This is a genomic window from Streptomyces sp. NPDC014882, from assembly GCF_043081325.1.
Lineage (GTDB): Bacteria > Actinomycetota > Actinomycetes > Streptomycetales > Streptomycetaceae > Streptomyces.
This window is the reverse complement of the sequence record NZ_JBIBWL010000005.1, coordinates 110,155-134,353: the sequence shown is the minus strand read 5'-3', so window position 1 is coordinate 134,353 and position 24,199 is coordinate 110,155. Positions and strand designations below refer to the sequence as shown.

Below are 24,199 nucleotides of genomic sequence, written 5' to 3'. Positions count from 1 at the left end.
GCTGCCATGACTTCCGCCCCCCGCCCCGACGACCTGCGCACCCAGCTCGGATCGCTCACCACCGAGGCCTTCCGGCCCGAACTCGCCGAGATCGACCGCCTGTCCACCCTCGACATCGCCCGGCTCATGAACGGCGAGGACTCCACCGTGGCCGCCGCCGTGGCCGCGCGGCTGCCCGAGATCGCGGCCGCCGTCGACGCGATCGCCGCGCGGATGGAGCACGGCGGGCGGCTGGTGTACGCCGGGGCGGGCACGGCCGGGCGGCTCGGCGTGCTGGACGCGTCCGAGTGCCCGCCGACCTTCGGCACGGCCCCGGACCGGGTCGTCGGGGTCATCGCGGGCGGGCCGCGGGCGGTGACGACGTCCGTCGAGGGCGCCGAGGACTCGCGGGAGCTGGCGCGGTCGGACCTGGCCGGCCTCGCGCTGACCGCCGAGGACACGGTGGTCGGGATCTCCGCCTCGGGGCGCACCCCGTACGCGATCGGCGCGGTGGAGTACGCGCGCTCGGCCGGCGCGCTGACCGTCGGGCTGGCCTGCAACCCGGGCAGTGCGCTGGCCGCGGCCACCGAGCACGGCATCGAGGTGGTCGTCGGGCCCGAGCTGCTCACCGGGTCGACCCGGCTGAAGGCGGGCACCGCGCAGAAGCTGGTGCTGAACATGCTGTCGACGATCACGATGATCCGGCTGGGCAAGACGTACGGGAACCTGATGGTCGACGTACGGGCCTCGAACGAGAAGCTGCGGGCCCGCTCGCGGCGGATCGTCGCGCTGGCGACGGGCGCGGACGACGCGGAGATCGAACGGGCCCTGACGGTCACCGGCGGCGAGGTGAAGAACGCGATCCTCGTGCTGCTCGCCGGGGTCGACGGGCCGTCGGCCACCCGCCTTCTGGAGGAGTCCGGCGGCCATCTGCGTGCCGCGGTCGTCGCCGCGCTCTCCTGACCTGCACGCTCAGCGGGTGCCTACCGATGACCGTGCCACCGCCGCCGCGCTCCTGCCCCTGGTCGGCGGCCCCGCGAACGTGACCTCCGTCGCCCACTGCATGACCCGGCTGCGGCTGGGACTCGCCGATCCGTCACGGGCGGACGAGGAGGCGCTGCGGGCGGTGCCCGGGGTGCTGGGGCTCGTCGTGGACGGCGGTTCGTACCAGGTGGTGCTCGGACCGGGGGTCGTCGGGCGGGTGACGGCGGCGTTCGAGGCGCTGGTCCGCGCGGCACGGCCGACGGTGACGGCGGGACCGGCGGCGCGGGACGCGGGGTCGACGGACGAGCGGCGACGGGACGCGGGGGCGACGGGGTCGCGGGACACGGGGACGAAGGGCGCGGGGGTGCGGGACGCGGGGGTGAAGGGCGCGCGGTGGCGGCGCGACGCCGCGCCCGTCCGGACCGCCCTGCGCCGCCTCGCCGCCGTGTTCGTGCCCCTCGTCCCCGCCCTGGTCGGCTGCGGCGTCCTCGCCGGCGTCGACGGGCTGCTGGTCAACGCCGGCCTGCTGCCCCGGCTGACGCCCGCGCTGGCCGCCGTGGCGTCCGCCTTCATGGCGCTGATCGCGGTGTTCGTCGGCGTCAACACGGCCAAGGAGTTCGGCGGCACGCCCGTGCTGGGCGGGGCGGTGGCGGCGATCGTGGTGTATCCGGGCGTCGCGAAGGTCACGGCGTTCGGGGTGACGCTCGCCCCCGGGCAGGGCGGGGTCCTCGGCGCGCTGGCGGCGGCGCTGCTGGCGACGTGCGTGGAGAGGGGGTGCCGGGGCCGGGTCCCGGCGGCCCTGGACGTGCTGCTGACCCCGACCCTGACCGTCCTCGTCGCGGGTCTGGCCACGCTGTACGGCCTGATGTGGGCGGCCGGCGCGGTCTCGACGGCCATCGGCACTGCGGCGAACTGGCTGCTGACGACGACGGGCGCGTTCGCCGGCCTGGTCCTGGGCGGGCTGTTCCTCCCGCTGGTGATGCTGGGCCTGCACCAGGCCCTCGTCCCGATCCACGCCACGCTCATCGAGCAGCAGGGCCACACCGTGCTGCTGCCCGTCCTGGCGATGGCGGGCGCGGGCCAGGTGGGCGCGGCCCTCGCCGTCTACGTCCGCCTGCGCCACGACACCGCGTTGCGCACGACGATCAGGTCGGCGCTCCCGGCGGGCCTGCTGGGCGTCGGCGAGCCCCTCGTCTACGGCGTCTCGCTGCCGCTGGGCCGCCCCTTCCTCACGGCCTGCGTGGGCGGGGCGGCCGGCGGGGCCTTCGTCGGCTTCTTCGCGATGCTCGGCGACAAGGTCGGCGCGACCGCGATCGGCCCCTCGGGCTGGGCCCTCTTCCCCCTGCTCGCCGGGAACCGGGGCTGGGGCACCCTCCTCGCGATCTACGCGGGCGGCCTGCTGACCGGGTACGCGGTCGGCTTCGCCGCCACCTACCTCTTCGGCGTCACCGACCACGTCATGGCGGCCGCCGGCTCCGGACGCCCGGCCGACGAACCGCCCGGGGACCGGCCGCCCTCACGATCCGTCCGGTGAACCCGCTCAGGGACCGGCCGCCCCACGACCCGGCCGTGAACCCGCCCGGGCACCGGCCACCCCCACGACCCGGCCGGTGAACCCACCCGGGTCCTGACGGGCGCCGTGGCCCGGCCGATGCCCCACCCGGGTCCTGGCGGGCGCCGTGGCCGCCGTCCCGGCAGGGGACGGCGGGAGTGGGCGGGAGCCGGCGGGGCGTCCGGAGCCGGTGTCCGCGGAGGGTGCTCTCCGGGCCGGGCCCGGCCGGGCCCGGAGGCGTCGGGGGAAGGCGGGTTCTTCTCGCGGAGGGCGGCGCGGGTGAGGAAGCCGGCCCGGGGAAGCCGGCCCGGTCCGTCCGGCCCGGCCGTCGGTCCGGAAGGACCGGGCGCGCCCCGGTCCGCCGGCGGGATGTGCGACGGTTGGGTCACCGGTGCCGCGCACCCGGACCGCGGGAGGACCCGCGGCGGGACCGCGCACCGGGGCAGCACGCCGCAGGACGACACGCCGCAGGAAACGGAGACGCCCGTCATGAACCACGCCCAGCTCACCCACCTGGGCCGCGCCCTGCGGCTGCTCGGTGAGCACGGGGACGCCCTGACCGCCGACACCCCCGACGCCAAGCTGCACGAGGTCAAGGCGGACCTGCGGCGCGCTCTGGAGCTCCTGGAGGAGGGCGTGACCTCGGCCGCGCCCAGCACCCGGTGCGCCGAGCACCCCAACGGACCCGTGGACAACGCCGCCCCCGACCTGTGCCTGCTGTGCGAGACCCGGCGGCGGGCGGCCCGGCGCGCCGAGTTCAACGGCCCCGCCCCGCAGGCCCCGCACCCCACCGCCCCGTCCCGCTACGGCGTCCGCGGCGACCGCCCCCAGCCCCAGCAGCGCTGGCTGCCGGAACTGTGGAACGGCCAGGAGTGGCAGCTGTGCGGCACTCCCCGGCGCGACCGCCACGAGGCCGAGCTGTACCTCGCCGCCCTGCGCCGGGGATCCCGCCCCGCCATGGCCTACCGCCTGGTGCACGAGTTCACCGACTACGAGGTGCTGCGCGTCTGGGGGATCCCGGTGAAGACCGACATCGAGCCGCTGGGCAACCTGTAGGCCGGGCCGCCCTCCCGGCGGATCGGACCGGTCGGCCTCGACCCGGTCCGGTCCGGTCCGGTCCAGCCCGGTCCGGCCCGGTCTGATCCGGTCCGGTCCGTGTCAGCTCAGGGTCTTCAGGGACGCCGCGTCGTACGGCTCCAGCTCGTCGAGGCGGCCGGTCAGGACCTTGGCCGCCCACTCCGGGTCCTGGAGCAGCGCACGGCCGACGGCCACCATGTCGAACTCGTCGCGCTCCAGCCGGTCGAGCAGGTCGTCGATGCTCCTGAGGCCGGAGCCCTCGCCCTGGAAGGCCTTGAAGAACTCGCCGTCGAGACCGACCGACCCGACGGTGATGGCGGGCCGGCCGGTCAGCTTCTTCGTCCAGCCCGCGAGGTTGAGGTCGGAGCCGTCGAACTCGGGGACCCAGTAGCGGCGCGTGGAGGCGTGGAAGGCGTCGACACCGGCCGCGGCGAGCGGGGCGAGGATGGCCTCCAGCTCCTCGGGCGTCTCGGCGAGGCGCGCGTCGTAGGCGTCCTGCTTCCACTGCGAGTAGCGGAAGACGACCGGGAACTCCGGCGACACGCTCTGGCGCACGGCGGCGACGATCTCGGCCGCGAACCGGGTGCGGGACACCGGGTCGCCGCCGTAGGCGTCGGTGCGGCGGTTGGTGCCCGCCCACAGGAACTGGTCGACCAGGTAGCCGTGGGCGCCGTGGATCTCCACGCCGTCGAAGCCGATGCGCTCCGCGGCCGCCGCGGCCTCGGCGAAGGCGCCGATGACGTCGTCCAGGTCGCGCTGGGTCATCGCCTTGCCGGTGCCCTCGGTGCCGTCCGTGCGCACGCCGGAGGGGCCGACGGCGGGGGCGTCCGCGACGGGCGGCTGGCCCTGCTCGCGCACCATGCCGATGTGCCACAGCTGCGGCATGATCGTCCCGCCGCCCGCGTGCACGGCCTCGGCGACCTTCGCCCAGCCCGCCAGCTGCTCCTCGCCGTGGAACCGCGGCACCCGGTCGCTCTGTCCGGCGGAGTCGTGGCCCACGTACGTGCCCTCGGTGACGACGAGGCCGACACCGGCGGCGGCGCGGCGGCCGTAGTACGACGCCACGTCCTCGCCGGGGATGCCGCCGGGGGAGAACATGCGGGTCATGGGCGCCATGGCGATGCGGTTCGGCACGGTCAGGCCGTTGAGGGAGACGGGACGCCCGAGGACCTCGGCGGCGCGGGCGGCGGCGGGGGAGGTGGCGGGAGTGGCGGGGGTGGCGGGGGTGGCGGGGGTGGCAGTCACGGCAGAGGACTCCTCGGAGAGGTCACGGCGGACATCGAGCGGCGGACGTGGAGCAGCGGACATTCCGGATGGTATGTGCACATGCAAGCACTGCCCTCCCCTCTCAACGGCCCTCCCGCTCCCGCCATTCCGCCCGCTCCCCCGCCGCCCCTGTGATCCGGGCCACGCCGGCCAGGGCCGCCCCGCACGGCGGGACCCCGGGAACGCCCGAGGGCGGCACCCCCTCGATGGGGATGCCGCCCTCGGTGGAAACCCGAGCCGGATCAGGCTCAGAAGTCCATGTCACCGCCCGGCATGCCGCCGCCGGCCGGGGCCGCGGCCTTCTCCGGCTTGTCGGCGATGACGGCCTCGGTGGTGAGGAACAGCGCGGCGATCGACGCGGCGTTCTGCAGCGCGGAGCGCGTCACCTTCGCCGGGTCGATGATGCCCTCGGCGATCATGTCGACGTACTCACCGGTCGCGGCGTTCAGGCCGTGGCCGACGGGCAGGTTGCGCACCTTCTCGACGATGACGCCACCCTCGAGACCACCGTTGACGGCGATCTGCTTGAGCGGGGCCTCCAGGGCGAGCTTCACGGCGTTGGCGCCGGTCGCCTCGTCACCCTCGAGGTCGAGCTTCTCGAAGACCGAGGTGGCCTGCAGCAGGGCCACGCCACCACCGGCGACGATGCCCTCCTCGACGGCCGCCTTCGCGTTGCGGACGGCGTCCTCGATGCGGTGCTTGCGCTCCTTGAGCTCCACCTCGGTGGCGGCGCCGGCCTTGATGACGGCCACGCCGCCGGCCAGCTTCGCCAGACGCTCCTGGAGCTTCTCGCGGTCGTAGTCCGAGTCGCTGTTCTCGATCTCGGCGCGGATCTGGTTGACCCGGCCCGCGACCTGCTCCGAGGAGCCGGACCCGTCGACGATGGTGGTCTCGTCCTTGGTGATGACGACCTTGCGGGCCTTGCCCAGGAGGTCCAGGGAGGTGTTCTCGAGCTTGAGACCGACCTCCTCGGAGATGACCTCGCCACCGGTGAGGATGGCGATGTCGTTCAGCATCGCCTTGCGGCGGTCGCCGAAGCCCGGGGCCTTGACGGCGACGGACTTGAAGGTGCCGCGGATCTTGTTGACGACCAGGGTCGACAGGGCCTCGCCCTCGACGTCCTCGGCGATGATCAGCAGCGGCTTGCCCGACTGCATGACCTTCTCCAGGAGCGGGAGCAGGTCCTTGACGTTGGAGATCTTGGAGTTCGCGATCAGGATGTACGGGTCGTCGAGGACGGCCTCCATACGCTCCATGTCGGTGGCGAAGTACGCCGAGATGTAGCCCTTGTCGAAGCGCATGCCCTCGGTGAGCTCGAGCTCGAGACCGAAGGTCTGCGACTCCTCGACCGTGATGACGCCTTCCTTGCCGACCTTGTCCATGGCCTCGGCGATCAGCTCGCCGATCTGGGTGTCGGCGGCGGAGATGGAGGCCGTCGAAGCGATCTGCTCCTTGGTCTCGACATCCTTCGCCTGCTCGAGCAGGGCACCGGAGACGGCCTCGACGGCCTTCTCGATACCGCGCTTGAGGGCCATCGGGTTGGCGCCGGCCGCCACGTTGCGCAGGCCCTCGCGGACCAGCGCCTGGGCGAGGACGGTCGCGGTGGTCGTACCGTCACCGGCGACGTCGTCCGTCTTCTTGGCGACTTCCTTGACCAGCTCGGCGCCGATCTTCTCGTACGGGTCCTCGAGCTCGATCTCCTTGGCGATGGAGACACCATCGTTGGTGATCGTGGGGGCGCCCCACTTCTTCTCGAGGACGACGTTGCGGCCCTTGGGGCCGAGCGTCACCTTGACGGCGTCCGCGAGCTGGTTCATGCCGCGCTCGAGGCCGCGCCGCGCCTCCTCGTCGAACGCGATGATCTTGGCCATGTGAAGTGGTCCCTCCAGGACTGGGGGTGATTCCTTCGGACCGCGCCCGCGCCCGCGACGGACGGCTCGCCGGCCCCGTGGTTCCTTGCCCCACCTGGCCTGCGGGCCTCACCGACCCGGTCCTTCGTTGTCACTCTCACCTTCAGAGTGCTAACGCAATGATTAGCACTCGCCTGTGCCGAGTGCAAGCGCCTCCCCGGGATACGCAGGTGAACGGGGGGTGGCGGCGGACGCCGGCGGGCGGCCGCGCGCGGGCCGGAGGCGATCACGGGCGGCTCCGGACGGCGCGCGGCCGCGGACACGCCGAAGGGCTCGCACCCCGGGAGGTGCGAGCCCTTCGACGGTGAAGCCGGTGAAGCCGGTGGAGCTGATGAAGCCGGTGGAACAGAAGAACGTCGCTGCAAGTCGGCGCGTGCTTCAGCCGGTCGCGAGCCGGACCATGTCCGCCTGCGGCCCCTTCTGGCCCTGCGAGATCTCGAAATCGACCCGCTGACCCTCTTCCAGGGTGCGGTATCCGTCCATCTGGATCGCGCTGTAGTGGACGAAAACATCCGCACCACCGTCGACCGCGATGAAGCCGTACCCCTTCTCCGCGTTGAACCACTTGACGGTGCCCTGAGCCATGCCTAACTCCCCTATTACTGGCCCTTGCACAGATCCGCACTTCGCGGATCCGGGTCAGACCTCACCCCCCAGTTGGTTGGGGGCGTGCGCCGGAACGCGTCGACCGCGGCCGAATGTATCCGCACGACTGCCCTCTGCAACAGGTCAATCGGACGAGAAATCTGGACGTGAAGAGTCCGCAGAAGAGTGAGAATTCGCCCGAATTCAGGGCAAGTCGACCCCCGCAAAGGGAAGGAAAGGCGCAAAACACATGCACAGTTTGGCTGTTTCTCATCGCCCGCCCCGGCGGAACTCCTTCGCGGCCGGCGGGCAATGAGCGGCGCGTTCCCCAACCCTACCGCGCTCAACCACACTGAATTGCCCCCTCCGCTTCTCTCGCGGAGGGGGCAATTCGATGAACTCTCGGTAATTGACCTTACCCACGGTTACTACCAGCGGGTACTACCGACGGGTACGGAGGGTCGGTCAGCCGCCGGCCACGGCCGGGATGATGGAGACGCCGGCGCCGTCCGGGGTCGCCGTGTCCAGCCCCTGCTCGAAGCGCACGTCGTCGTCGTTGACGTACACGTTGACGAACCGGCGCAGCTTGCCCTGGTCGTCCAGGACGCGGGCGGCGATGCCGGTGTGGTTCTTCTCCAGGTCGGTGATGACCTCGCCGAGGGTCGCGCCCTCGGCCGGGACCTCGGCCCTGCCACCGGTGTAGGTGCGCAGGATGGTCGGGATGCGGACGGTCACGCTCATGCGAGGCCAGCCTCTCGGAAGGAGTCCAGGGTGGGGCGGATGGTGGCGGTGAGGCCGGTGCCGGCCACCGCGTCGAGGGTCTTGAGGCCGTCCCCCGTGTTGAGGACGACGGTGGTCTTCGTCGGGTCCAGGAGACCGTTCTCGATCAGCTTCCTCGTCACACCGACGGTCACGCCGCCGGCGGTCTCGGCGAAGATGCCCTCGGTCCGCGCCAGCAGCTTGATCGCGTCGACCACCTGCTCGTCGTCCACGTCCTCCACCGCGCCGCCGGTGCGGCGCGCGATGTCCAGCACGTAGGGCCCGTCCGCCGGGTTGCCGATGGCGAGGGACTTGGCGATGGTGTCCGGCTTCTGCGGCCGGACCACGTCGTGGCCCGCCTTGTAGGCGGTGGACACCGGCGAGCAGCCCTCGGCCTGCGCCCCGAAGATCTTGTACGGCCGGTCCTCGACCAGGCCGAGCCCGATCAGTTCCTGCAGTCCCTTGTCGATCTTCGTGAGCTGCGAGCCGGAGGCGATCGGCACGACGAGCTGGTCGGGCAGCCGCCAGCCGAGCTGCTCGCAGATCTCGTACGCCAGCGTCTTGGAGCCCTCGGCGTAGTACGGCCGCAGGTTGACGTTGACGAAGCCCCAGCCCTCGCCGGCCGGGTCGCCGATCAGCTCGGAGCAGAAGCGGTTCACGTCGTCGTAGTTGCCCTCGATGCCGACGAGTTCGCCGCCGTAGATCGCGGCCATGACGACCTTGCCCTGCTCCAGGTCGTGCGGGATGAACACGCAGGAGCGGAAACCGGCGCGGGCGGCGGCGGCGCCGACGGCCCCGGCCAGGTTGCCCGTGGAGGAGCAGGACAGGGTGGTGAAGCCGAAGGCGCGGGCGGCCTCGATGGCCTGGGCGACGACGCGGTCCTTGAAGGAGTGCGTCGGGTTGCCGGAGTCGTCCTTGACGAACAGCTTGCCGGCGTCGACGCCCAGCTCGCGGGCCAGGTTGTCGGCCTGGACGAGCTTGGTCCAGCCGGGGTTGATGTTGGGCTTGTCCGCCACGTCGGCCGGGACGGGCAGCAGCGGCGCGTAGCGCCAGATGTTCGCGGGGCCCGCCTCGATGCGCTTGCGGAGCTCCTCGGCCTCGTAGGACGAGAAGTCGTACGCGATCTCGAGCGGGCCGAAACACTCCTCGCAGGCGAAGACCGGGCCGAGGGGCACGCGGTGTCCGCACTCGCGGCAGGAGAGCGCCGCGGCGGGACCGAGGTCGACGGAGTTCGTGGTGCTTGCAACTGTCTGCGCAGCCATGTGAGGCGAGGCCCTTTCTCCTCATCTTCCTCACGACGCATCTCGCCGTGAGACGGATTTGGCACCTTCCCTAGCCGGGAGCCTCACCACATCGACGTGACGCGTGGGCGGTCACGCCTGGCGGCGCGCGCGGCTGGAGGGTTGCCGGGGCTTCATCGGGCCGTATCCCTCTGCCCCTCTGGATGAGCGGTATGAAGTTGTGAACAGCGGCCACCTCGGACATGCGATGGTCATCCGCGTTGTTCAAGACTGTAACCGAAGGCCAGGACAGTTGAGACAGACGTCCGAACCGCGAGATGGATCACACGGTCACCCCGCGTGCACCGCGTGTGATCACGACAGTGAGGAGCCGCAGACCGTGCTGAAGGAAGCCGAGACCTGGCTGGCCACCCGCTCCTGGTCCGTGACCGACCGCCCGCTGCACCGCCTCCTGGCCGCGAAGCGCGCCTCGGGCCAGTCGGTGTCCGTGGTGCTGCCCGCCCTGAACGAGGAGGAGACGGTCGGCGACATCGTCGCGGTCGTCCGCCACGACCTGATGCGGCAGGTCCCCCTCGTCGACGAGATCGTCGTCGTCGACTCGGGCTCCACCGACCGCACCTCGCAGGTCGCCGCGGCGGCCGGGGCGCGCGTCGTCCACCGGGACGAGATCCTGCCCCGGATACCGGCCGTGCCCGGCAAGGGGGAGGTGCTGTGGCGGTCGCTGCTCGTGACGGGCGGGGACATCGTCTGCTTCGTCGACGCCGACCTCAGGGAGTTCTCCTCCGACTTCGTCTCGGGGATCGTGGGCCCGCTGCTCACCGACCCCGGGGTGGACCTGGTCAAGGCGATGTACGACCGTCCGCTGGGCACCGGGCCGGACGCGTCCGCCTCCGGCGGGACGGCGGGCCAGGGCGGCCGGGTCACCGAGCTCATGGCCCGCCCCCTGCTCAACATGCACTGGCCTCAGCTGGCCGGCTTCGTGCAGCCGCTCGGCGGCGAGTACGCGGCCCGCCGCAGCCTGCTGGAACGGCTCCCGTTCCCCGTCGGCTACGGCGTGGAGCTGGGCATGCTGGTCGACGCCCTGCACCTGGTCGGCCTGGACGCCCTCGCCCAGGTCGACGTCGGCGTCCGCAAGCACCGCCACCAGGACGGGCAGGCGCTCGGCAGGATGGCGGCGGCGATCTACCGCACCGCGCAGCTCCGGCTGGCGCGCGGGCACCTGATCCGCCCCGCCCTCACCCAGTTCGAGCGGGGCGCGGACGGCTTCGAGCCGCGCACCCACTCCGTGGACACCGAGGAACGGCCGCCGATGGCGGAGATCGCCGAGTACGCGGAACGCAAGGTCGCCTAGGCGGCGTCGCGCGCAAGGTCGCCTAGGCGGCGTCGCGTGCACGGCCGGGCGCGACCCGGCCACGGACCGCATCCGTACGTTTGAGCGTTTACGGACCGGGCTAGGTTGTGGCGTATGGCTTCCACGCGTGCTGCTGTTGTCGAGGGTGCTCAGGTGCTGGTCGCGTCCAACCGCGGCCCGGTCTCCTACCAGGTGCGCGAGGACGGTTCGCTGCACGCCAGAAGGGGCGGCGGCGGACTGGTCTCGGGCCTGTCGGCGATCGGGCCGGACGCGGGCGCCCTGTGGGTGTGCTCGGCGCTCTCCGACGACGACCGCGAGGCGGTGCGGCGCGGGGTCGGCGAGGACGGCGTCCGGATGCTCGACATCCCGGCCGACGTGCACGCCGACGCGTACAACGGCATCGCCAACTCCGTGCTCTGGTTCGTCCACCACCTGCTGTACCAGACCCCGCTGGAGCCCGTCTTCGACGCGGAGTTCCGGCGCCGGTGGGCGTCGTACGAGGCGTACAACCGCGCGTTCGCGGAGGCGCTCGCCGAGGAGGCCGGCCGGGGCGCGGCGGTCCTGGTGCAGGACTACCACCTCTGCCTGGTCCCGGGCATGCTCCGCGAGCTGCGGCCCGACCTGCGCATCGGCCACTTCTCGCACACGCCGTGGGCGCCGGTGGACTACTTCGCGCTGCTCCCCTCCGACATCCGCGCGCAGCTGCTGCGCGGCATGCTCGGCGCGGACCGCCTGGGCTTCCTGACCAGGCGCTGGGCGGACGCCTTCACCGCGTGCTGCGCGGAGTTCGCGGGCGGAACCGGCAGCACGGAGATCGGGGTGCACGGCCTCGGCGCCGACGCCGACTTCCTGCGCACCCGCTCCCGCGAGAGCGACGTCGAGGAGCGCATCGCCGCCCTGCGCGAGGAGATCGGCGAGGGCCGCAAGGCCGTCGTGCGCGTCGACCGCACCGAGCTGTCGAAGAACATCGTGCGCGGCCTGCTGGCCTACCGGCAGCTCCTCGACGACCACCCCGAGTGGCGCGAGCGCGTCGTGCACGTGGCGTTCGCCTACCCCTCCCGCCAGGACCTCGCCGTCTACCGCGACTACACGGCCGAGGTGCGGCGGCTGGCGGAGGAGATCAACGAGCGCTACGGCACCCCCGGCTGGACCCCGGTCGTGCTGCACGTGAAGGACGACTTCGCCCGCTCCCTGGCCGCGTACCGCCTCGCCGACGTGGCCCTGGTCAACCCCATCCGCGACGGCATGAACCTGGTCGCCAAGGAGGTCCCGGTCGTCTCCGACGAGGGCTGCGCCCTGGTGCTGTCCCGTGAGGCGGGGGCGTACGGGGAGCTGGGCGAGGACGCGATCGTGGTGAACCCCTACGACGTCCTGGAGACCGCCGGCGCCCTGCACGAGGCGCTGACCATGGCCCCGGAGGAGCGGGCGGAGCGCACCAAGAGGCTGGCGGCGGCCGCGACCGCGCTCCCTCCGGCCCGCTGGTTCCTGGAACAGCTCCAGGCCCTCCAGGCCCTCCCCCGCGACTGACCCCGACGACCACCCGAGCCGCCCCGTGCCCCCGGCCCGCCCGCCGGGGGCACGCGCACGCGCGCCCGGCCCCTCCCGCGTCCCGGCCCGGACCGCCCGCCGGCCGCCCCCGCCCGGCAGCACGCGCAGTTGCCCCGCGACCCGCCACCCCAGCCCGCCGGCGGACGCCCGCGGCAGCCCCGCCCCGCCGGGAGCACGCGCACGCACCCCCGGTGGTTCACCGCGGCCGGGCCGTCGACGCCCTCACCGGCCCCGGCCGCCCGGCAGGACCCCGACAGCACCTCACCGTCACGCCCGCACCCGCCACCCCAGCCCGCCGGGGGCACGCGCACGCGCCCCCGGTGGTTCACCGCAGCCGGGCCGCGAGTGACCGCAGCAGGTCCACCACTCCGGCGGGGCCCTCGACGACCAGGTCCGCCCGTTCGGAGAGTTCGGTCACCTCGGAGCTGCCGCTGGCCACGAGCAGCCCGGGGACGCCGTCGGAGCGGAGCTTGTCGACGGCGGCGAAGGCGGGCAGGTCACCGAGGTCGTCGCCGGCGTAGAGCACGGCCCCGGCGCCGATCTCGCGGACGTACTCCGTCAGCGCCACGCCCTTGTCCACGCCCGGCGGCCGCAGTTCCAGCACCATCCGGCCCGGCTCGACGACGAGCCCGTGCCGGGCCGCGAGGTCGGCGAGCGGGCGGCGCAGCGCCTCGAACGCGGCCTGCGGGTCCTCCGTCCGCCGCGTGTGCACGGCGACGGCCCGGCCCTTCTCCTCGACCCAGGTCCCCGGCCACGCCCCGGCCGCCTCCAGCACGGCGGGCAGTTCGGCCCGCACGGCCGCGACGCCGGGGTGCGGGGCGGGCGCGGAGACGGCCCCGGTGCGGGCGTCCCACCGCTCGGCTCCGTAGTGCCCGAGCACGGTCAGCCGCTCCAGTCCCGGCACCCCGGCGAATCCGCCGTGGCGCACGGCCACCTCGGCGGGCCGTCCGGTCACCACGGCGACCGAGGCCACCTTCGGCGCCAGCTCCGCGAGCGCGGGGAGCGCGTCCGGGTGCGGCCGCGCGTCCTCGGGGTTCTCGACGATCGGCGCGAGCGTCCCGTCGAAGTCGAGCGCGACGAGCGCGGTGCGCGGCGCGGCCAGGATCGCGGCGAGCGCCTCGCGGCCGCGGGGGGTGACGGGGGTGGGGAGGGAGGGGTGGGAGTCCGTGGAGTGCGTCTCTTGGGTGCCCATACGGTGACGATAACCGGCGGGGCCCGCACCTCCGGTTGCCGGGCACGGTGACCCGGTCGCCCCGGTCGACTCGGCGGACCCGGCCGACCAGACCGACTCGGCGGACCCGGCCCGTCCGGCGTTCGAGGACGAGGCCCCCGGGACCGTGGCGGGGGCCGGGGCCGGCGCCCCCGGCCCGCCCGCACGGACTCCCCGGCGCGGTCCCGGGGGCCTCACCGCTCCGCCCGGCGGGCCTCCCGCACCCGGCGGAGCCGGTTCACCGTCACCGGGTCGTGCGCCAGCGCCCGTACGTCGTCCAGCAGCGCGTTGAGCAGCTGGTAGTACCGCACGGGCGACAGGTCCAGCTCCTCGCGGATCGCCCGTTCCTTCGCGCCGGGCCCCGGGAAGCCGCGCCGCTCCAGGGCGAGGATGTCCCGCTCCCTCGCCCCGAGCCCCTCGTGCCGGCCGGGCCCGTCGTGCCCGTTCTCGTCCGCTGCCCGCTCCATGTCCCGCACGGTAGCCCAACCGCACGGGACCCGGCTCAGTCGCGGGTGCCGCTCTCCAGGGTGGTGGCCGTCGTCTGGAGCTGTCCGAGGACCCCGGCCGGGCTGCCGCCGGGCTGCACGGCCTGACCGATCCGCTTCTTCACGTCCGCGCTGACCGCCGCCCAGGAGGTGCGCCCCACCGGGTACAGCTCGGAGACCGGCAGCTGGTCGAGGAAGGGCTTGAGGTCGGCGTCCCGGGAGGCGGCCGTCATGGTCTGGGAGGCGGAGTTGGTGACGGGCAGCAGGTCGTACTCGCGGGAGAAGTCGAGGACGTTCTCCTCGCTGTAGACGAAGTTCAGGAAGTCCCCGATCTGCTCGGCGTGGCCGTTCCGCTTGAAGGCCGTCATCCAGTCGGCGACGCCCATGGAGACCTTGGTCGGCCCGTCGATGCCGGGCATGGGGACCATGCCGAACTTCACGCCCTTCTTCGCGGCGGTCTTCATCAGCGAGGGGTGCCCGTTGAGCATGCCGACCTGGCCGGCGGCGAACGCGGCGAACGCGTCGGCCCGATCGAGCCTGCCCGGCGCGACCGGCCCGGTGAGGCCCTTGCCGACCAGTTCGTTCTTCAGCCAGGTGAAGGTGTGGACGTTCTCGGTGGAGTCGAGGCTGTAGCCGGTGGCGGTCCCGGTGTAGCCGCCCCCGCCGCTGAGCAGCCACTGCATGGTCTCGGCCTGCGCCTCCTCGGGGCCCAGCGGCAGGGCGTACGGGTACTTCACGCCGTCCGCCTTCAGCGCCTCCGCGTCCTTCGCCAGCTCGGCCCAGGTGGTCGGCGCGCTGATGCCGGCCTCGGCGAAGAGGGTCTTGTTGTAGAACAGCAGCCGCGTGGAGGAGGCGAACGGCATGCCGTACTGCACGCCGCGCACCTCGCCCGCGTCGGCGAGCTGGGGGACGAAGTCGGCCTGGACGGGGATGGAGAGGACGTCGCCCGCCGGATAAAGGAGGTCCTCGTCGGCGTAGTCGGCGTAGGCGCCGATCTGCGCCATGTCGGGGGCCTTGCCGGCGTCGACCAGTTTCTTGACCTCGCGGTCGACGTCGTTCCAGGAGTGGACGGTGACCTCGACGGTGACGCCGGGGTGGTCCTTCTCGTAGGCGTCGACCAGCGCGTCCCAGTACTTCCGGGAGCTGTTGGCGGCGCTGTCGCCGTAGTCGGCGGCGACGAGCGTCAGGGTGACGTCGCCGGAGCCGCCGGTGACCCCGCAGCCGGCGATCACCGCCGTCATGCTCAGGGCTGCCGCCACCGCGATCGTTCCCGACTTCCCTGCCCGCCGCCGCACTGTGCTCTCCCGTTCCCCTGGACGGCCGGGCCCTCCGTGCGCACACGATCCACACATGATTGCTCCGACCAATGAAACCGATATCCGGAACAAGGTCTACACCACGCAAGTGGACTAGACCTCTCACGGGTCCTCGGTCCACACTGTCCCCGTGAGACACGTCATCGCCCTCGATGTGGGCGGCACCGGGATGAAGGCCGCCCTCGTCGGGGCGGACGGCGCGCTGCTGCACCGGGCCCGCCGGGCCACGGGCCGCGAGCGCGGTCCCGACGAGGTCGTCGCCGGCGTCCTCGACTTCGCCGCCGAGCTGCACGCGTACGGCGCGGAGCACCTCGGCGGGGGCGCGGCCGCGGCCGGGGTCGCGGTCCCCGGCATCGTCGACGAGGCGAACGGCGTCGCCGTCTACGCCGCCAACCTCGGCTGGCGCGACGTCGGCCTGCGCGCACTCCTCACCGAGCGGCTCGGCGGCGTCCCGGTCGCCCTCGGCCACGACGTCCGCACCGGCGGACTCGCGGAGGGGCGCATCGGCGCGGGCCGGGGCGCCGACCGCTACCTCTTCGTCGCCCTCGGCACGGGCGTCGCGGGCGCCATCGGCGTGGGCGGGCGGGTGGAGGCGGGCGCGCACGGCTCCGCGGGCGAGATCGGCCACATCGTCGTACGCCCCGGCGGTACGCCCTGCCCCTGCGGGCAGCGCGGCTGCCTGGAGCGGTTCGCGTCGGCGGCGGCGGTCGGCGAGGCGTGGGCGGCGGCCCGCGGGAACCCGGAGGCGGACGCCGCGGACTGCGCGAAGGCCGTCACGTCCGGCGACCCGGACGCCGTCCGGATCTGGCAGCGGGCGGTCGACGCGCTCGCCGACGGCCTGGTCACCGCCCTCACCCTGCTGGACCCGCGCACCGTCGTCATCGGTGGCGGCCTCGCCGAGGCGGGGGAAACCTTGTTCACACCGCTGCGGAACGCCGTCCGCCGGCGGGTCACCTTCCAGAAGCTCCCGGACATCGTCCCGGCGGCGCTGGGCGACACCGCCGGATGCCGGGGAGCGGGACTCCTGGCCTGGGATCTCCTCGATTCGTCCGACCGTACGGAGGTAACGTCCTGATGGCCACCCCCCCAGGGGCGCGAGGCGCCGCCACGCGGCCGCGGGTGCTGACCGGCGCGCGGGTCGTGCTGCCCACGGGCACGGTTCCCGGCGGCCGCGTCACGATCGACGGCACCCGCATCGTGCCGAACGCCCCGCACGGGACCCCGCGGGAAGCCGCCCACACCGTCGACGTGACGGGCCACTGGCTGGTCCCCGGCTTCGTCGACCTGCACAACCACGGCGGCGGCGGAGCCTCCTTCTCCGGCACCGCCGACGAGGTGCAGCGGGCGATCCGCGCCCACCGCCGGCACGGCACCACCACGCTCGTCGCGTCCACCGTCACCGACGACATGGACGTCCTGGTCCGGCAGGCCGGCCTGCTCAGCGAACTGGCCGAGCAGGGCGACCTGGCCGGCATCCACTTCGAGGGCCCGTTCATCTCGCCGTGCCGCAAGGGCGCCCACTCCGAGGGCCTGCTGCGCGACCCGGACCCGGCGCAGGTGCGCAAGCTCGTCGACGCGGCGCGCGGCAGGGCGAAGATGGTCACCCTGGCGACCGAACTGCCGGGCGGCATCGACTCCGTACGGCTGCTGGCCGAGCACGGGGTGATCGCGGCCGTCGGCCACACGGACGCCACCTACGAGCAGACGGCGGCGGCGATCGCGGCGGGCGCGACGGTCGCCACCCACCTCTTCAACGCGATGCCGCCGCTCGGGCACCGCGCGCCGGGCCCGATCGCCGCGCTGCTGGAGGACGAGCGGGTGACGGTCGAGCTGATCAACGACGGCGTCCACCTGCATCCGGCGGCACTGGAGCTGGCGTTCCACCGGGCGGGCGCGGGGCGGGTCGCGTTCGTCACGGACGCGATGGACGCGGCCGGCACCGGCGACGGCCGGTACCTGCTCGGCCCGCTGGAGGTCGAGGTCAGCGGGGGCGTGGCCCGGCTGGTGGAGGGCGGTGCGATCGCCGGGTCGACGCTGACCCTGGACCGCGCGTTCCAGCGGGCGGTGACGGTGGACCGGCTGCCGGTGGAGGACGTGGTCGCGGCCCTGTCCGCCAACCCGGCCCGGCTGCTGGGCCTGGCCGACCGGGTGGGCTCCCTGGAGCCGGGCAAGGACGCCGACCTGGTCCTGCTGGACGAGGACTTCGACCTCAAGGGCGTGATGCGGCAGGGGGTTTGGGTGGTGGATCCCGGGCTGGGCTGAAATCTCCGCCCGTACGGGGACGGTGGCCGACCCGGGGGGTGGGCCGACCGCCGTCTCTTTGGCATGATCAGGCCGTCCGGAAGGGCGCATCCATGCAAACGGCGGCCGAACGCCGCTGATCGGGGGAGGTCGGGCCAGGTGATTCTCACGGTCACGCCGAACACCGCGCTCGACGTCACCTACCGCGTCCCGGCCCTGCTGCCGCACGCCGCGCACCGGGTGACCGAGGTGACGGAACGTTCCGGCGGCAAGGGGCTGAACGTGGCGCGCGTCCTGGCCGCCCTCGGGCACGAGGTGACGGTGACCGGCTTCGCGGGCGGCCCCACCGGCCGCGTGGTGCGGGAGCGCCTCGTCGGCGTGACCGACGCGCTCGTCCCGTGCGCCGCCCCGACCCGCCGCACGCTCACCGTGGCCGACGAACGCACCGGGCAGACCACGCGGTTCGACGAACCGGGCCCGGTCGTCACCCCCGCCGAGTGGTCCGCCTTCCAGGAGACGTACGAGCGACTGCTGGCCGGCGCCGACGCGGTGGCCCTGTGCGGCAGCCTGCCGCCGGGGGTGCCGGTGGGCGCGTACGGGGGCCTGGTGCGCACCGCGCGGGCCGCGGGCGTGCCCGTCCTGCTCGACACCGGCGGTGAGGCGCTGCGCCGCGCGGTGGCGGCGCGCCCCGACCTGATCAAGCCGGACGCCGGGGAACTGGCCGAACTGACGGGTTCCCACGAGCCGTTGCGCGCGACGCAGGACGCCCGCCGGCGCGGCGCCCGCTCAGTGGTGGCGTCCCTGGGCGCGCAGGGCCTGGTCGCGGCGACCCCGGAGGGCCGCTGGCGCGCCGTCCCGCCGCCCCGGCCGCGCGGCAACCCGGCGACCCGGCCGCCCGGCATCCCGACGGGCGCCGGTGACGCGGTGTCCGCGGGCCTGCTCTCCGGCCTCGTCGAGCGTCTCCCCTGGCCCGGGACCCTGGCCCGCGCACTCGCCCTGTCCGCGGCGACCGCCCTGTCCCCGACGGCCGGCGAGTTCGACCGGGTGGCCTACGAGGACCTGCTGGACCGGGTCGCGGTGACCGGGGAGGTCACCGCGGCCTGACCGCGGTCAGTCCTTGACCTGGCCCTTCTTCAGCCAGAACTGGTCCAGGAGCACGTTGCACCTGTCGCCGGCCTCGCAGGACAGGCTGATGGTGTTGGTGCCCTTGGTGAGGGTGGGCCAGGCGTAGGTGGTGGTCCAGCCCTTCGCGAAGTCGCCCTTGGGGGCCTTCGCGTAGTTCTCCATGCTCAGCGGCTGGCCGAACTTCTTGCCGTTGACCGTGAGGGTCATCGACTGGTCCTCGCCGGGGGCGCTGTAGTGCGCGAACAGCGTGTAGTCGCCGTCCTCGGGGATGCCGTCGACGCTCCAGGTGACGGAGTTGCCGACCTGGTTCAGGGCGACGTAGATGCCGCCGTCGGCGCGGGCGCCCTCGATGTCGGAGGCCAGTGCGGCCGCGCCGCCGAGGCGCAGGGCCTTGGCGTCGATCGTCGGCAGCTCGGCCTCCTTCTCGGGCTCGTCGTCCCCGGACGCGCTCGGCGAGGCGCTCTCGGAGACGGTGGGTGCGGAGGAGACCTCGCCGCCGGCCTGCTTGTCGTCGTCGGAGTCGCCGCCCGTCATCGCCACCGCGATGCCGATGACGACGGCCGCGACCACCGCGACCGCGCCGATCAGCAGCCCCTTGGTGTTGGGGCCGCGGCCCCGGCCGCCACCGCCGATCCCCTGCTCCCGGTGACCGGTGGGCGTGCCGGCGCCGCCGGAGAAGTTCTCGGGTCCGGCGGGCCGGCCGGTCGGCTGACCGTAGGCGCCCTGCTGGGGCGGCGCCGCCGGCTGCCCGTACTGCGCGGTCTGCTGCTGGCCGTACTGGCGCTCGCCGACCGCGCGCACGCGGTTGACCGACGGGTATCCGTAGCCACCGCCGGACGGAGGCTGCGCTCCGTTGGCCTGGCCGTCGGCGTAGAGGTAGCCGAACGGGTCGTCGTCCTGGGGCGTGCTCGCGCCGTTGTTGCCGGGCGTCATCCCTTCGTACTCCTCAACAGGTGCGGGGCGGATGCGGTCCGCGTATCCCTACGCGTCCATACGTGCGGAGAAGAGCGAGCCTACCCGCTCCCGACCCGCCGAACGGGTGACCCGGATCGCACCGTCGCGGGCGGCCGGGCGCTGACCTGCGGATCATCCCGCCCGTCTGTGCTGTTTGGGACGAGATCGTTTCTCTACGTACATCCGCTCGTCGGCGGACTTCAACACCTCGTCCGCGGTCATCCCGCAGTGCGCCCAGCCGATGCCGAAACTGGCGCCCACCCGGACGGCCCGTCCCTCGGCGCGGATCGGCTGGATGATCTCGTTGCGCAGGCGCACCGCGAGGTCCTGGGCGTCGGCGCGGCCGAGACCGTCGGCGAGGATCACGAACTCGTCGCCGCCGAGCCGGGCGACGGTGTCGCCGTCGCGGACGCCCCGGGACAACCTGCGGGCGACCTCGATGAGGACCGCGTCGCCGGCGTTGTGCCCGAACCGGTCGTTGATCGACTTGAAGCCGTCGAGGTCGCAGAAGAGAACCGCGAGCCCCTTGGCGCCGTCGTCGCGCACGCCGTCCTCGGGGGCGACGGTGTGCACGTGGTGGTCGTAGGCGTCGAACCGCTCCGCGCCGTGGAACCGCTCGGCGCCGTCGGTCCGGAAGTCGAAGCCGTGGTCGTGGGTGTCGAAGGCGCGCTCGCCGGTGTCGAAGGCGGGGTGCCCCTGGGCGTCCATCGCGTCGACGGCGGCGGAGTGGGCGGACTGCGGGCGCCGGCACAGCCGGGAGGCCAGGCGCGAGCGCAGCTCGGCGGAGTTCGGCAGGCCGGTGAGGGAGTCGTGGGAGGCGCGGTGGGCGAGCTGGAGCTCGCGGCGCTTGCGGTCCTCTATGTCCTCGACGTGGGTGAGGAGGAAGCGGGGCCCGTCGGCGGCGTCGGCGACGACGGAGTTGCGCAGCGACACCCAGACGTACGTGCCGTCGCGGCGGCCGAGGCGCAGTTCGGCGCGGCCGCCCTCGGCGGAGGTCCGCAGCAGGGTGCCGATGTCCTCGGGGTGGACGAGGTCGGAGAAGGAGTAGCGGCGCATCGCGGAGGCGGGGCGGCCCAGCAGGCGGCACAGGGCGTCGTTGGTGCGCAGGATCCGGCCGTGCTGGTCGCCGCCCATCTCGGCGATGGCCATGCCGGAGGGGGCGTACTCGAAGGCCTGGCGGAAGCTCTCCTCGCTGGCGCGCAGGGCCTGCTGTTCGCGTTCGAGGCGGACCAGGGCGCGCTGCATGTTGGAGCGCAGGCGGGCGTTGCTGATGGCGATGGCGGCCTGGAAGGCGTACATCTGGAGGGCCTCGCGGCCCCAGGCGCCGGGCCGTCGGCCGTTGCGCGGGCGGTCCACGGACAGGACGCCGATGAGTTCGCCGCTGACGCCGTTGCCGCCGGGGGCTGCGGGCGTGTACATGGGGGCGAACAGGCGGTCGGAGGGGTGCCACTCGTCCTCGAAGCGGGGCGCGGGCCCGTCCGTGTACCACTGCGGGACGTCGTCGTCGTCGAGGACCCAGCCCTCGGTGTGGGGTATGAAGACCAGGTCGCCCCAGGTCTCGCCCATGCCCAGCCGGCGCTCCCAGGAGTCGCGGGAGCCGACCCGGCCGGTGATGAAGGCCTCGGCGGTGGCGTCCCCGGCGAAGGCGGCGACGACGAGGTCGCCGTCGGGGCGCACGAGGTTGACGCAGGCCAGTTCGTACCCGAGGGCGGCCACGACGCCGTTGGCGACCGTCTGCAGCGTGTCGGCCAGGCTGCGGGCCGTGTTCATGTCGGCCATGACCTGGTGCAGCTGTCGCAGGGACGCAAGACGGACGTAAGGCTCCGACTCGGCCTCCATGCTCGCCCTCCCCCCGAGACTTCGCAGCGAATCAAGGGTTGTCTTCGGCGTAACGTCGTTTCTGTCGTTGCGCATGTCGTTGTGTCCGTACCTGTGACGCCTCCGCCACTGAATCACAGCGCGCTGCCCACTCGGTACACAGGGTCAACAATTACCGCCCCTTGTGACTCAAGTCACAGGAAAACCTGAGCAATTGCGAAGGGTTTCTGTGTTTTTCCCTGTGCGTTTACTGAGCGTACGACTCCCCTTCCGGAGAGAGTACGGGAATCGGTCCCGGGACCTACGACCGCACTCGGGCGAAGGTCCGATGCGGGCCGGCCGGACCGGGGACTAGCGTGCGGAGCGTGCCTGCTCACCCGTTGAAGACCCCGTCCGCCCCCGCCGGCCCCCTTGGGCATGCTGTGGGGGTGAGCGAAGAAGAGTTCCGTGCCGCCATGTCCCGGCTGGCCGGCGGAGTGGTCCTGGTGACCGCGCAGGAGCCCCCGCTGGACCCGGACGACCCGGGGGCGCCGGAGGGCGAGAAGGCGGGGATGACGGCCACGGCGTTCCTGTCCGTCTCCCTGGATCCGCCCCTGGTGCTGGTCAGCCTGCGCACCGGCTCCCGGATGGACGACCTGATCGACGAGCAGCCCCTGTGGGCGGTGTCGGTGCTGTCGGAGAGCCAGCGGCACATCGCCGGACGCTTCGCGATGAAGGGCCGGCTCAGCGACCGGCTCCTCTTCGAGGACCTCCCCCACACCCGCGGCGAGGCCACCGGCGCACCGCTCCTCGGGGGCGCGCTGGCCACGCTGGAGTGCCGTACCGAGCAGCGGGTGGCGGCCGGGGACCACACGCTGGTGATCGGCCGGGTGCTGCACGCGCGCGTGCCGGGCGCGCAGGGCGGACCGCTGCTCTATTTCCAGGGCCGTTACCGGCACTTGAGCTGAACGGCAATTCAGTGGCCGGGCTCTGAACTCCCTCCCTATGGTGGCCCCATGACCACCCCGCCGAGGACTTCCGCACTCCGCCTGGAAGAAATAACCGCCGCAAATCTGGAAGCCGCCCTCGGCATTCGGGTCCGCCCCGAGCAGGAATTCGCGGTCTCCCCCGTGGTGAAGTCCCTCGCCGAGGCGTATGTGCGTCCCGGGGTCGCCTGGCCGCGCCTGATCGTCGACGACGGACGGCCCGTCGGCTTCCTGATGGCCTTCTTCGACATCGACTGGCGCGGGGACGGCAGCCTGATCCGCTCCGGCCTGTGGCGGCTGAACATCGGGGCGGGCGAGCAGGGCCGCGGCTACGGGCGGTTCGCCGTCGAGTCCGTCGCCCGGCGGATCCTCGACCGCGGCGGCGACGAGCTGTACGTCACCTGGCACCCCGGCGCCCACGGCCCCGAGGGCTTCTACCTCGGCCTGGGCTTCCGCGACACGGGGGAGCGCAGCGAGGGGGAGACGGTGGGCGTGCTGCCACTGGAGCGTGTACGGAAGTGAAGGCGGCCGTCCGCACGGCACGCCGCTGCCGCCCGGCGAGGGGCGCCCGGCGAGGGGGCGCCCGGCGAGGGGGCGCCCGGCGAGGGGGCGCCCGGCGAGGGGGGAGCGGTCAGCCCCAGCCCCGGCCCGTCCTGCCGCGCTTGGTGTCCGAGCGCTGCTTCTTCTGCCGCAGCCGGCGTTCGTTGATCCCGCGCGGGACGCGGGTGGGGCGGCGCGGCTTGGGCGGCGGGGCGGTGGCCTCGGCGAGCAGGGCGGCCAGGCGTACGGCGGCGGCCTCGCGGTTGCGCCACTGCGAACGGTGCTCGGAGGCGCGGACGGAGACGACGCCGTCGACGAGGCGGCCGGCGAGCCGTTCCAGCGCGCGCGCCTTCCACACCTCGGGCAGCGCCTCGGTGCGCGCCAGGTCGAAGCGCAGCTCCACCTGCGAGTCGCTGGTGTTGACGTGCTGCCCGCCGGGCCCCGAGGACCGCGAGAAACGCCACACCAGCTCGGCCTCGGGCAGGGAGACGGAGCCTCTGATGACATGGGGACCGGACATGCCGTACATGTTCCCTCGCCTGACCCGTCCACGTCACGCGAATTAGGGTTTGGCAAAGGAAGTAAAGACACGGGGAACCTTGGCGCCCCCTCGCGGCGTTCATAGGGGTAGCTGTAGCTTCGTGCCCGTTGTACAACGAGGGAAGGACTCCCAACAATGGCTGTAAGCCTGTCCAAGGGTGGCAACGTCTCGCTCACCAAGGAGGCTCCGGGCCTGACCGCCGTCACCGTGGGCCTCGGCTGGGACGTCCGCACCACCACCGGCACGGACTTCGACCTCGACGCCTCGGCGATCGCGGTCAACACGCAGGGCAAGGTCTACTCCGACGCCCACTTCGTCTTCTTCAACAACAAGCAGACGCCGGACCAGACCATCGTCCACACCGGTGACAACCGCACCGGCGAGGGCGCGGGCGACGACGAGGCGATCAACGTCAACCTCGCGGGGCTCCCCGCCGACATCGACAAGATCGTCTTCCCGGTCTCCATCTACGACGCGGAGAACCGCTCGCAGAACTTCGGCCAGGTCCGCAACGCCTACATCCGCATCGTCAACCAGGCCGGCGGCGTCGAGATCGCCCGCTACGACCTGTCGGAGGACGCGGCCACCGAGACGGCCATGGTCTTCGGCGAGCTGTACCGCAACGGCGCCGAGTGGAAGTTCCGCGCCGTCGGCCAGGGGTACGCCTCGGGCCTGGTCGGCATCGCCCAGGACTTCGGCGTCAACGTCTGACGGACGCGACACCCCGTCGGAGCCCCCGGTCGCGCGGACCG

Annotated in this window: 22 protein-coding genes and 1 riboswitch; of the genes, 11 read left to right on the top strand and 11 right to left on the bottom strand. The window is 73.3% G+C overall.

What is annotated here, in order from left to right; all coding sequences use genetic code 11:
- Positions 1–6: 6 nt before the first annotated feature.
- The 3 genes from murQ (at position 7) to ACF09K_RS14215 (ending at position 3,571) form a co-directional block, all read left to right on the top strand.
- Complete coding sequence (gene murQ, locus ACF09K_RS14225) at positions 7–942, top strand: N-acetylmuramic acid 6-phosphate etherase (RefSeq protein ID WP_392243408.1); 936 nt, start codon at positions 7–9, stop codon at positions 940–942.
- A gap of 16 nt (positions 943–958) precedes the next feature.
- A complete protein-coding gene (locus tag ACF09K_RS14220; RefSeq protein WP_392243406.1) occupies positions 959–2,497 on the top strand; it encodes a PTS transporter subunit EIIC in 1,539 nt (512 codons plus the stop codon).
- Positions 2,498–3,004: 507 nt separating this feature from the next.
- Positions 3,005–3,571, top strand: coding sequence for a hypothetical protein (locus ACF09K_RS14215; RefSeq protein WP_392243404.1), 567 nt, complete (start codon positions 3,005–3,007; stop codon positions 3,569–3,571).
- Positions 3,572–3,673: 102 nt separating this feature from the next.
- Here ACF09K_RS14215 and ACF09K_RS14210 read toward each other — a convergent pair whose 3' ends face one another.
- The 5 genes from ACF09K_RS14210 to thrC all read right to left on the bottom strand — a co-directional run bounded on the left by ACF09K_RS14210 (position 3,674) and on the right by thrC (position 9,374).
- On the bottom strand, positions 3,674–4,837 hold the full coding sequence (locus tag ACF09K_RS14210; RefSeq protein WP_392243402.1) for an NADH:flavin oxidoreductase: 1,164 nt from the start codon (positions 4,835–4,837) through the stop codon (positions 3,674–3,676).
- A 269-nt stretch (positions 4,838–5,106) separates the two neighbouring features.
- Positions 5,107–6,729: a chaperonin GroEL gene (groL, locus tag ACF09K_RS14205; RefSeq protein WP_363086811.1), complete on the bottom strand. Its 1,623-nt coding sequence runs from the start codon at positions 6,727–6,729 to the stop codon at positions 5,107–5,109.
- 417 nt (positions 6,730–7,146) lie between these two features.
- Positions 7,147–7,353 (bottom strand): cold-shock protein, encoded by a 207-nt coding sequence (locus ACF09K_RS14200; protein WP_007493268.1) that lies wholly within the window; start codon positions 7,351–7,353, stop codon positions 7,147–7,149.
- Positions 7,354–7,818: 465 nt separating this feature from the next.
- Positions 7,819–8,094 carry a MoaD/ThiS family protein gene (locus ACF09K_RS14195; protein WP_392243400.1) on the bottom strand — a complete coding sequence of 92 codons (276 nt, stop codon included), beginning with the start codon at positions 8,092–8,094 and terminating at the stop codon, positions 7,819–7,821.
- Entirely contained in the window at positions 8,091–9,374 is a 1,284-nt protein-coding gene (thrC, locus tag ACF09K_RS14190; protein WP_392243399.1) for a threonine synthase, read from the bottom strand. The genes ACF09K_RS14195 and thrC overlap by 4 nt, the downstream gene beginning before the upstream one ends.
- A gap of 18 nt (positions 9,375–9,392) precedes the next feature.
- A riboswitch (SAM riboswitch) is annotated at positions 9,393–9,563 on the bottom strand.
- A 169-nt stretch (positions 9,564–9,732) separates the two neighbouring features.
- Between thrC and ACF09K_RS14185 the strand changes: the two genes are divergently transcribed.
- Positions 9,733–10,704 carry a glucosyl-3-phosphoglycerate synthase gene (locus tag ACF09K_RS14185; RefSeq protein WP_392243397.1) on the top strand — a complete coding sequence of 324 codons (972 nt, stop codon included), beginning with the start codon at positions 9,733–9,735 and terminating at the stop codon, positions 10,702–10,704.
- A 114-nt stretch (positions 10,705–10,818) separates the two neighbouring features.
- Entirely contained in the window at positions 10,819–12,231 is a 1,413-nt protein-coding gene (locus ACF09K_RS14180) for a trehalose-6-phosphate synthase (protein WP_392243395.1), read from the top strand.
- 346 nt (positions 12,232–12,577) lie between these two features.
- Here the strand turns inward: ACF09K_RS14180 and otsB are convergent, their stop codons facing one another.
- The 3 genes from otsB to ACF09K_RS14165 all read right to left on the bottom strand — a co-directional run bounded on the left by otsB (position 12,578) and on the right by ACF09K_RS14165 (position 15,188).
- Entirely contained in the window at positions 12,578–13,444 is an 867-nt protein-coding gene (gene otsB, locus ACF09K_RS14175; protein WP_392243393.1) for a trehalose-phosphatase, read from the bottom strand.
- A gap of 212 nt (positions 13,445–13,656) precedes the next feature.
- Positions 13,657–13,929: a DUF3263 domain-containing protein gene (locus ACF09K_RS14170; protein WP_392243391.1), complete on the bottom strand. Its 273-nt coding sequence runs from the start codon at positions 13,927–13,929 to the stop codon at positions 13,657–13,659.
- Between the two features lie 35 nt (positions 13,930–13,964).
- A complete protein-coding gene (locus ACF09K_RS14165; protein ID WP_392243926.1) occupies positions 13,965–15,188 on the bottom strand; it encodes an extracellular solute-binding protein in 1,224 nt (407 codons plus the stop codon).
- A gap of 205 nt (positions 15,189–15,393) precedes the next feature.
- On the opposite strand from ACF09K_RS14165, the gene ACF09K_RS14160 reads away from it, so the two are divergent.
- The 3 genes from ACF09K_RS14160 to ACF09K_RS14150 all read left to right on the top strand — a co-directional run bounded on the left by ACF09K_RS14160 (position 15,394) and on the right by ACF09K_RS14150 (position 18,608).
- Complete coding sequence (locus tag ACF09K_RS14160) at positions 15,394–16,338, top strand: ROK family protein (RefSeq protein ID WP_392243389.1); 945 nt, start codon at positions 15,394–15,396, stop codon at positions 16,336–16,338.
- A complete protein-coding gene (gene nagA, locus ACF09K_RS14155) occupies positions 16,338–17,525 on the top strand; it encodes an N-acetylglucosamine-6-phosphate deacetylase (RefSeq protein ID WP_392243387.1) in 1,188 nt (395 codons plus the stop codon). The genes ACF09K_RS14160 and nagA overlap by 1 nt, the downstream gene beginning before the upstream one ends.
- Positions 17,526–17,663: 138 nt before the next feature.
- Positions 17,664–18,608, top strand: a complete 945-nt coding sequence (locus ACF09K_RS14150) for a 1-phosphofructokinase family hexose kinase (RefSeq protein ID WP_392243385.1) — start codon at positions 17,664–17,666, stop codon at positions 18,606–18,608.
- 6 nt (positions 18,609–18,614) lie between these two features.
- On the opposite strand, the gene ACF09K_RS14145 is transcribed toward ACF09K_RS14150, so the two are convergent.
- A complete protein-coding gene (locus ACF09K_RS14145) occupies positions 18,615–19,562 on the bottom strand; it encodes a carbohydrate-binding protein (protein ID WP_392243383.1) in 948 nt (315 codons plus the stop codon).
- Positions 19,563–19,715: 153 nt separating this feature from the next.
- Complete coding sequence (gene cdgB, locus ACF09K_RS14140) at positions 19,716–21,422, bottom strand: diguanylate cyclase CdgB (RefSeq protein ID WP_392243381.1); 1,707 nt, start codon at positions 21,420–21,422, stop codon at positions 19,716–19,718.
- Between the two features lie 407 nt (positions 21,423–21,829).
- Here cdgB and ACF09K_RS14135 point away from each other — a divergent pair, with 407 nt between their 5' ends.
- Positions 21,830–22,348 carry a flavin reductase family protein gene (locus tag ACF09K_RS14135; RefSeq protein ID WP_392243379.1) on the top strand — a complete coding sequence of 173 codons (519 nt, stop codon included), beginning with the start codon at positions 21,830–21,832 and terminating at the stop codon, positions 22,346–22,348.
- Between the two features lie 48 nt (positions 22,349–22,396).
- Entirely contained in the window at positions 22,397–22,888 is a 492-nt protein-coding gene (locus ACF09K_RS14130; protein WP_392243377.1) for a GNAT family N-acetyltransferase, read from the top strand.
- Between the two features lie 109 nt (positions 22,889–22,997).
- Here ACF09K_RS14130 and arfB read toward each other — a convergent pair whose 3' ends face one another.
- Entirely contained in the window at positions 22,998–23,435 is a 438-nt protein-coding gene (arfB, locus tag ACF09K_RS14125) for an alternative ribosome rescue aminoacyl-tRNA hydrolase ArfB (RefSeq protein ID WP_392243376.1), read from the bottom strand.
- Positions 23,436–23,582: 147 nt separating this feature from the next.
- On the opposite strand from arfB, the gene ACF09K_RS14120 reads away from it, so the two are divergent.
- Positions 23,583–24,158, top strand: coding sequence for a TerD family protein (locus tag ACF09K_RS14120; RefSeq protein ID WP_392243374.1), 576 nt, complete (start codon positions 23,583–23,585; stop codon positions 24,156–24,158).
- Positions 24,159–24,199: the final 41 nt, after the last annotated feature.

Excerpts from the sequence above, each read along its gene's own strand:
- thrC (WP_392243399.1), bottom strand. The coding sequence starts at position 9,374 with ATGGCTGCGCAGACAGTTGCAAGCACCACGAACTCCGTCGACCTCGGT.
- cdgB (WP_392243381.1), bottom strand. The coding sequence starts at position 21,422 with ATGGAGGCCGAGTCGGAGCCTTACGTCCGTCTTGCGTCCCTGCGACAG.
- arfB (WP_392243376.1), bottom strand. The coding sequence starts at position 23,435 with ATGTACGGCATGTCCGGTCCCCATGTCATCAGAGGCTCCGTCTCCCTG.
- ACF09K_RS14215 (WP_392243404.1), top strand. The coding sequence starts at position 3,005 with ATGAACCACGCCCAGCTCACCCACCTGGGCCGCGCCCTGCGGCTGCTC.
- groL (WP_363086811.1), bottom strand. The coding sequence starts at position 6,729 with ATGGCCAAGATCATCGCGTTCGACGAGGAGGCGCGGCGCGGCCTCGAG.
- nagA (WP_392243387.1), top strand. The coding sequence starts at position 16,338 with ATGGCCACCCCCCCAGGGGCGCGAGGCGCCGCCACGCGGCCGCGGGTG.
- ACF09K_RS14180 (WP_392243395.1), top strand. The coding sequence starts at position 10,819 with ATGGCTTCCACGCGTGCTGCTGTTGTCGAGGGTGCTCAGGTGCTGGTC.
- ACF09K_RS14120 (WP_392243374.1), top strand. The coding sequence starts at position 23,583 with ATGGCTGTAAGCCTGTCCAAGGGTGGCAACGTCTCGCTCACCAAGGAG.
- otsB (WP_392243393.1), bottom strand. The coding sequence starts at position 13,444 with ATGGGCACCCAAGAGACGCACTCCACGGACTCCCACCCCTCCCTCCCC.
- murQ (WP_392243408.1), top strand. The coding sequence starts at position 7 with ATGACTTCCGCCCCCCGCCCCGACGACCTGCGCACCCAGCTCGGATCG.
- ACF09K_RS14195 (WP_392243400.1), bottom strand. The coding sequence starts at position 8,094 with ATGAGCGTGACCGTCCGCATCCCGACCATCCTGCGCACCTACACCGGT.
- ACF09K_RS14200 (WP_007493268.1), bottom strand. The coding sequence starts at position 7,353 with ATGGCTCAGGGCACCGTCAAGTGGTTCAACGCGGAGAAGGGGTACGGC.
- ACF09K_RS14145 (WP_392243383.1), bottom strand. The coding sequence starts at position 19,562 with ATGACGCCCGGCAACAACGGCGCGAGCACGCCCCAGGACGACGACCCG.
- ACF09K_RS14165 (WP_392243926.1), bottom strand. The coding sequence starts at position 15,188 with ATGACGGCGGTGATCGCCGGCTGCGGGGTCACCGGCGGCTCCGGCGAC.
- ACF09K_RS14130 (WP_392243377.1), top strand. The coding sequence starts at position 22,397 with ATGACCACCCCGCCGAGGACTTCCGCACTCCGCCTGGAAGAAATAACC.
- ACF09K_RS14170 (WP_392243391.1), bottom strand. The coding sequence starts at position 13,929 with ATGGAGCGGGCAGCGGACGAGAACGGGCACGACGGGCCCGGCCGGCAC.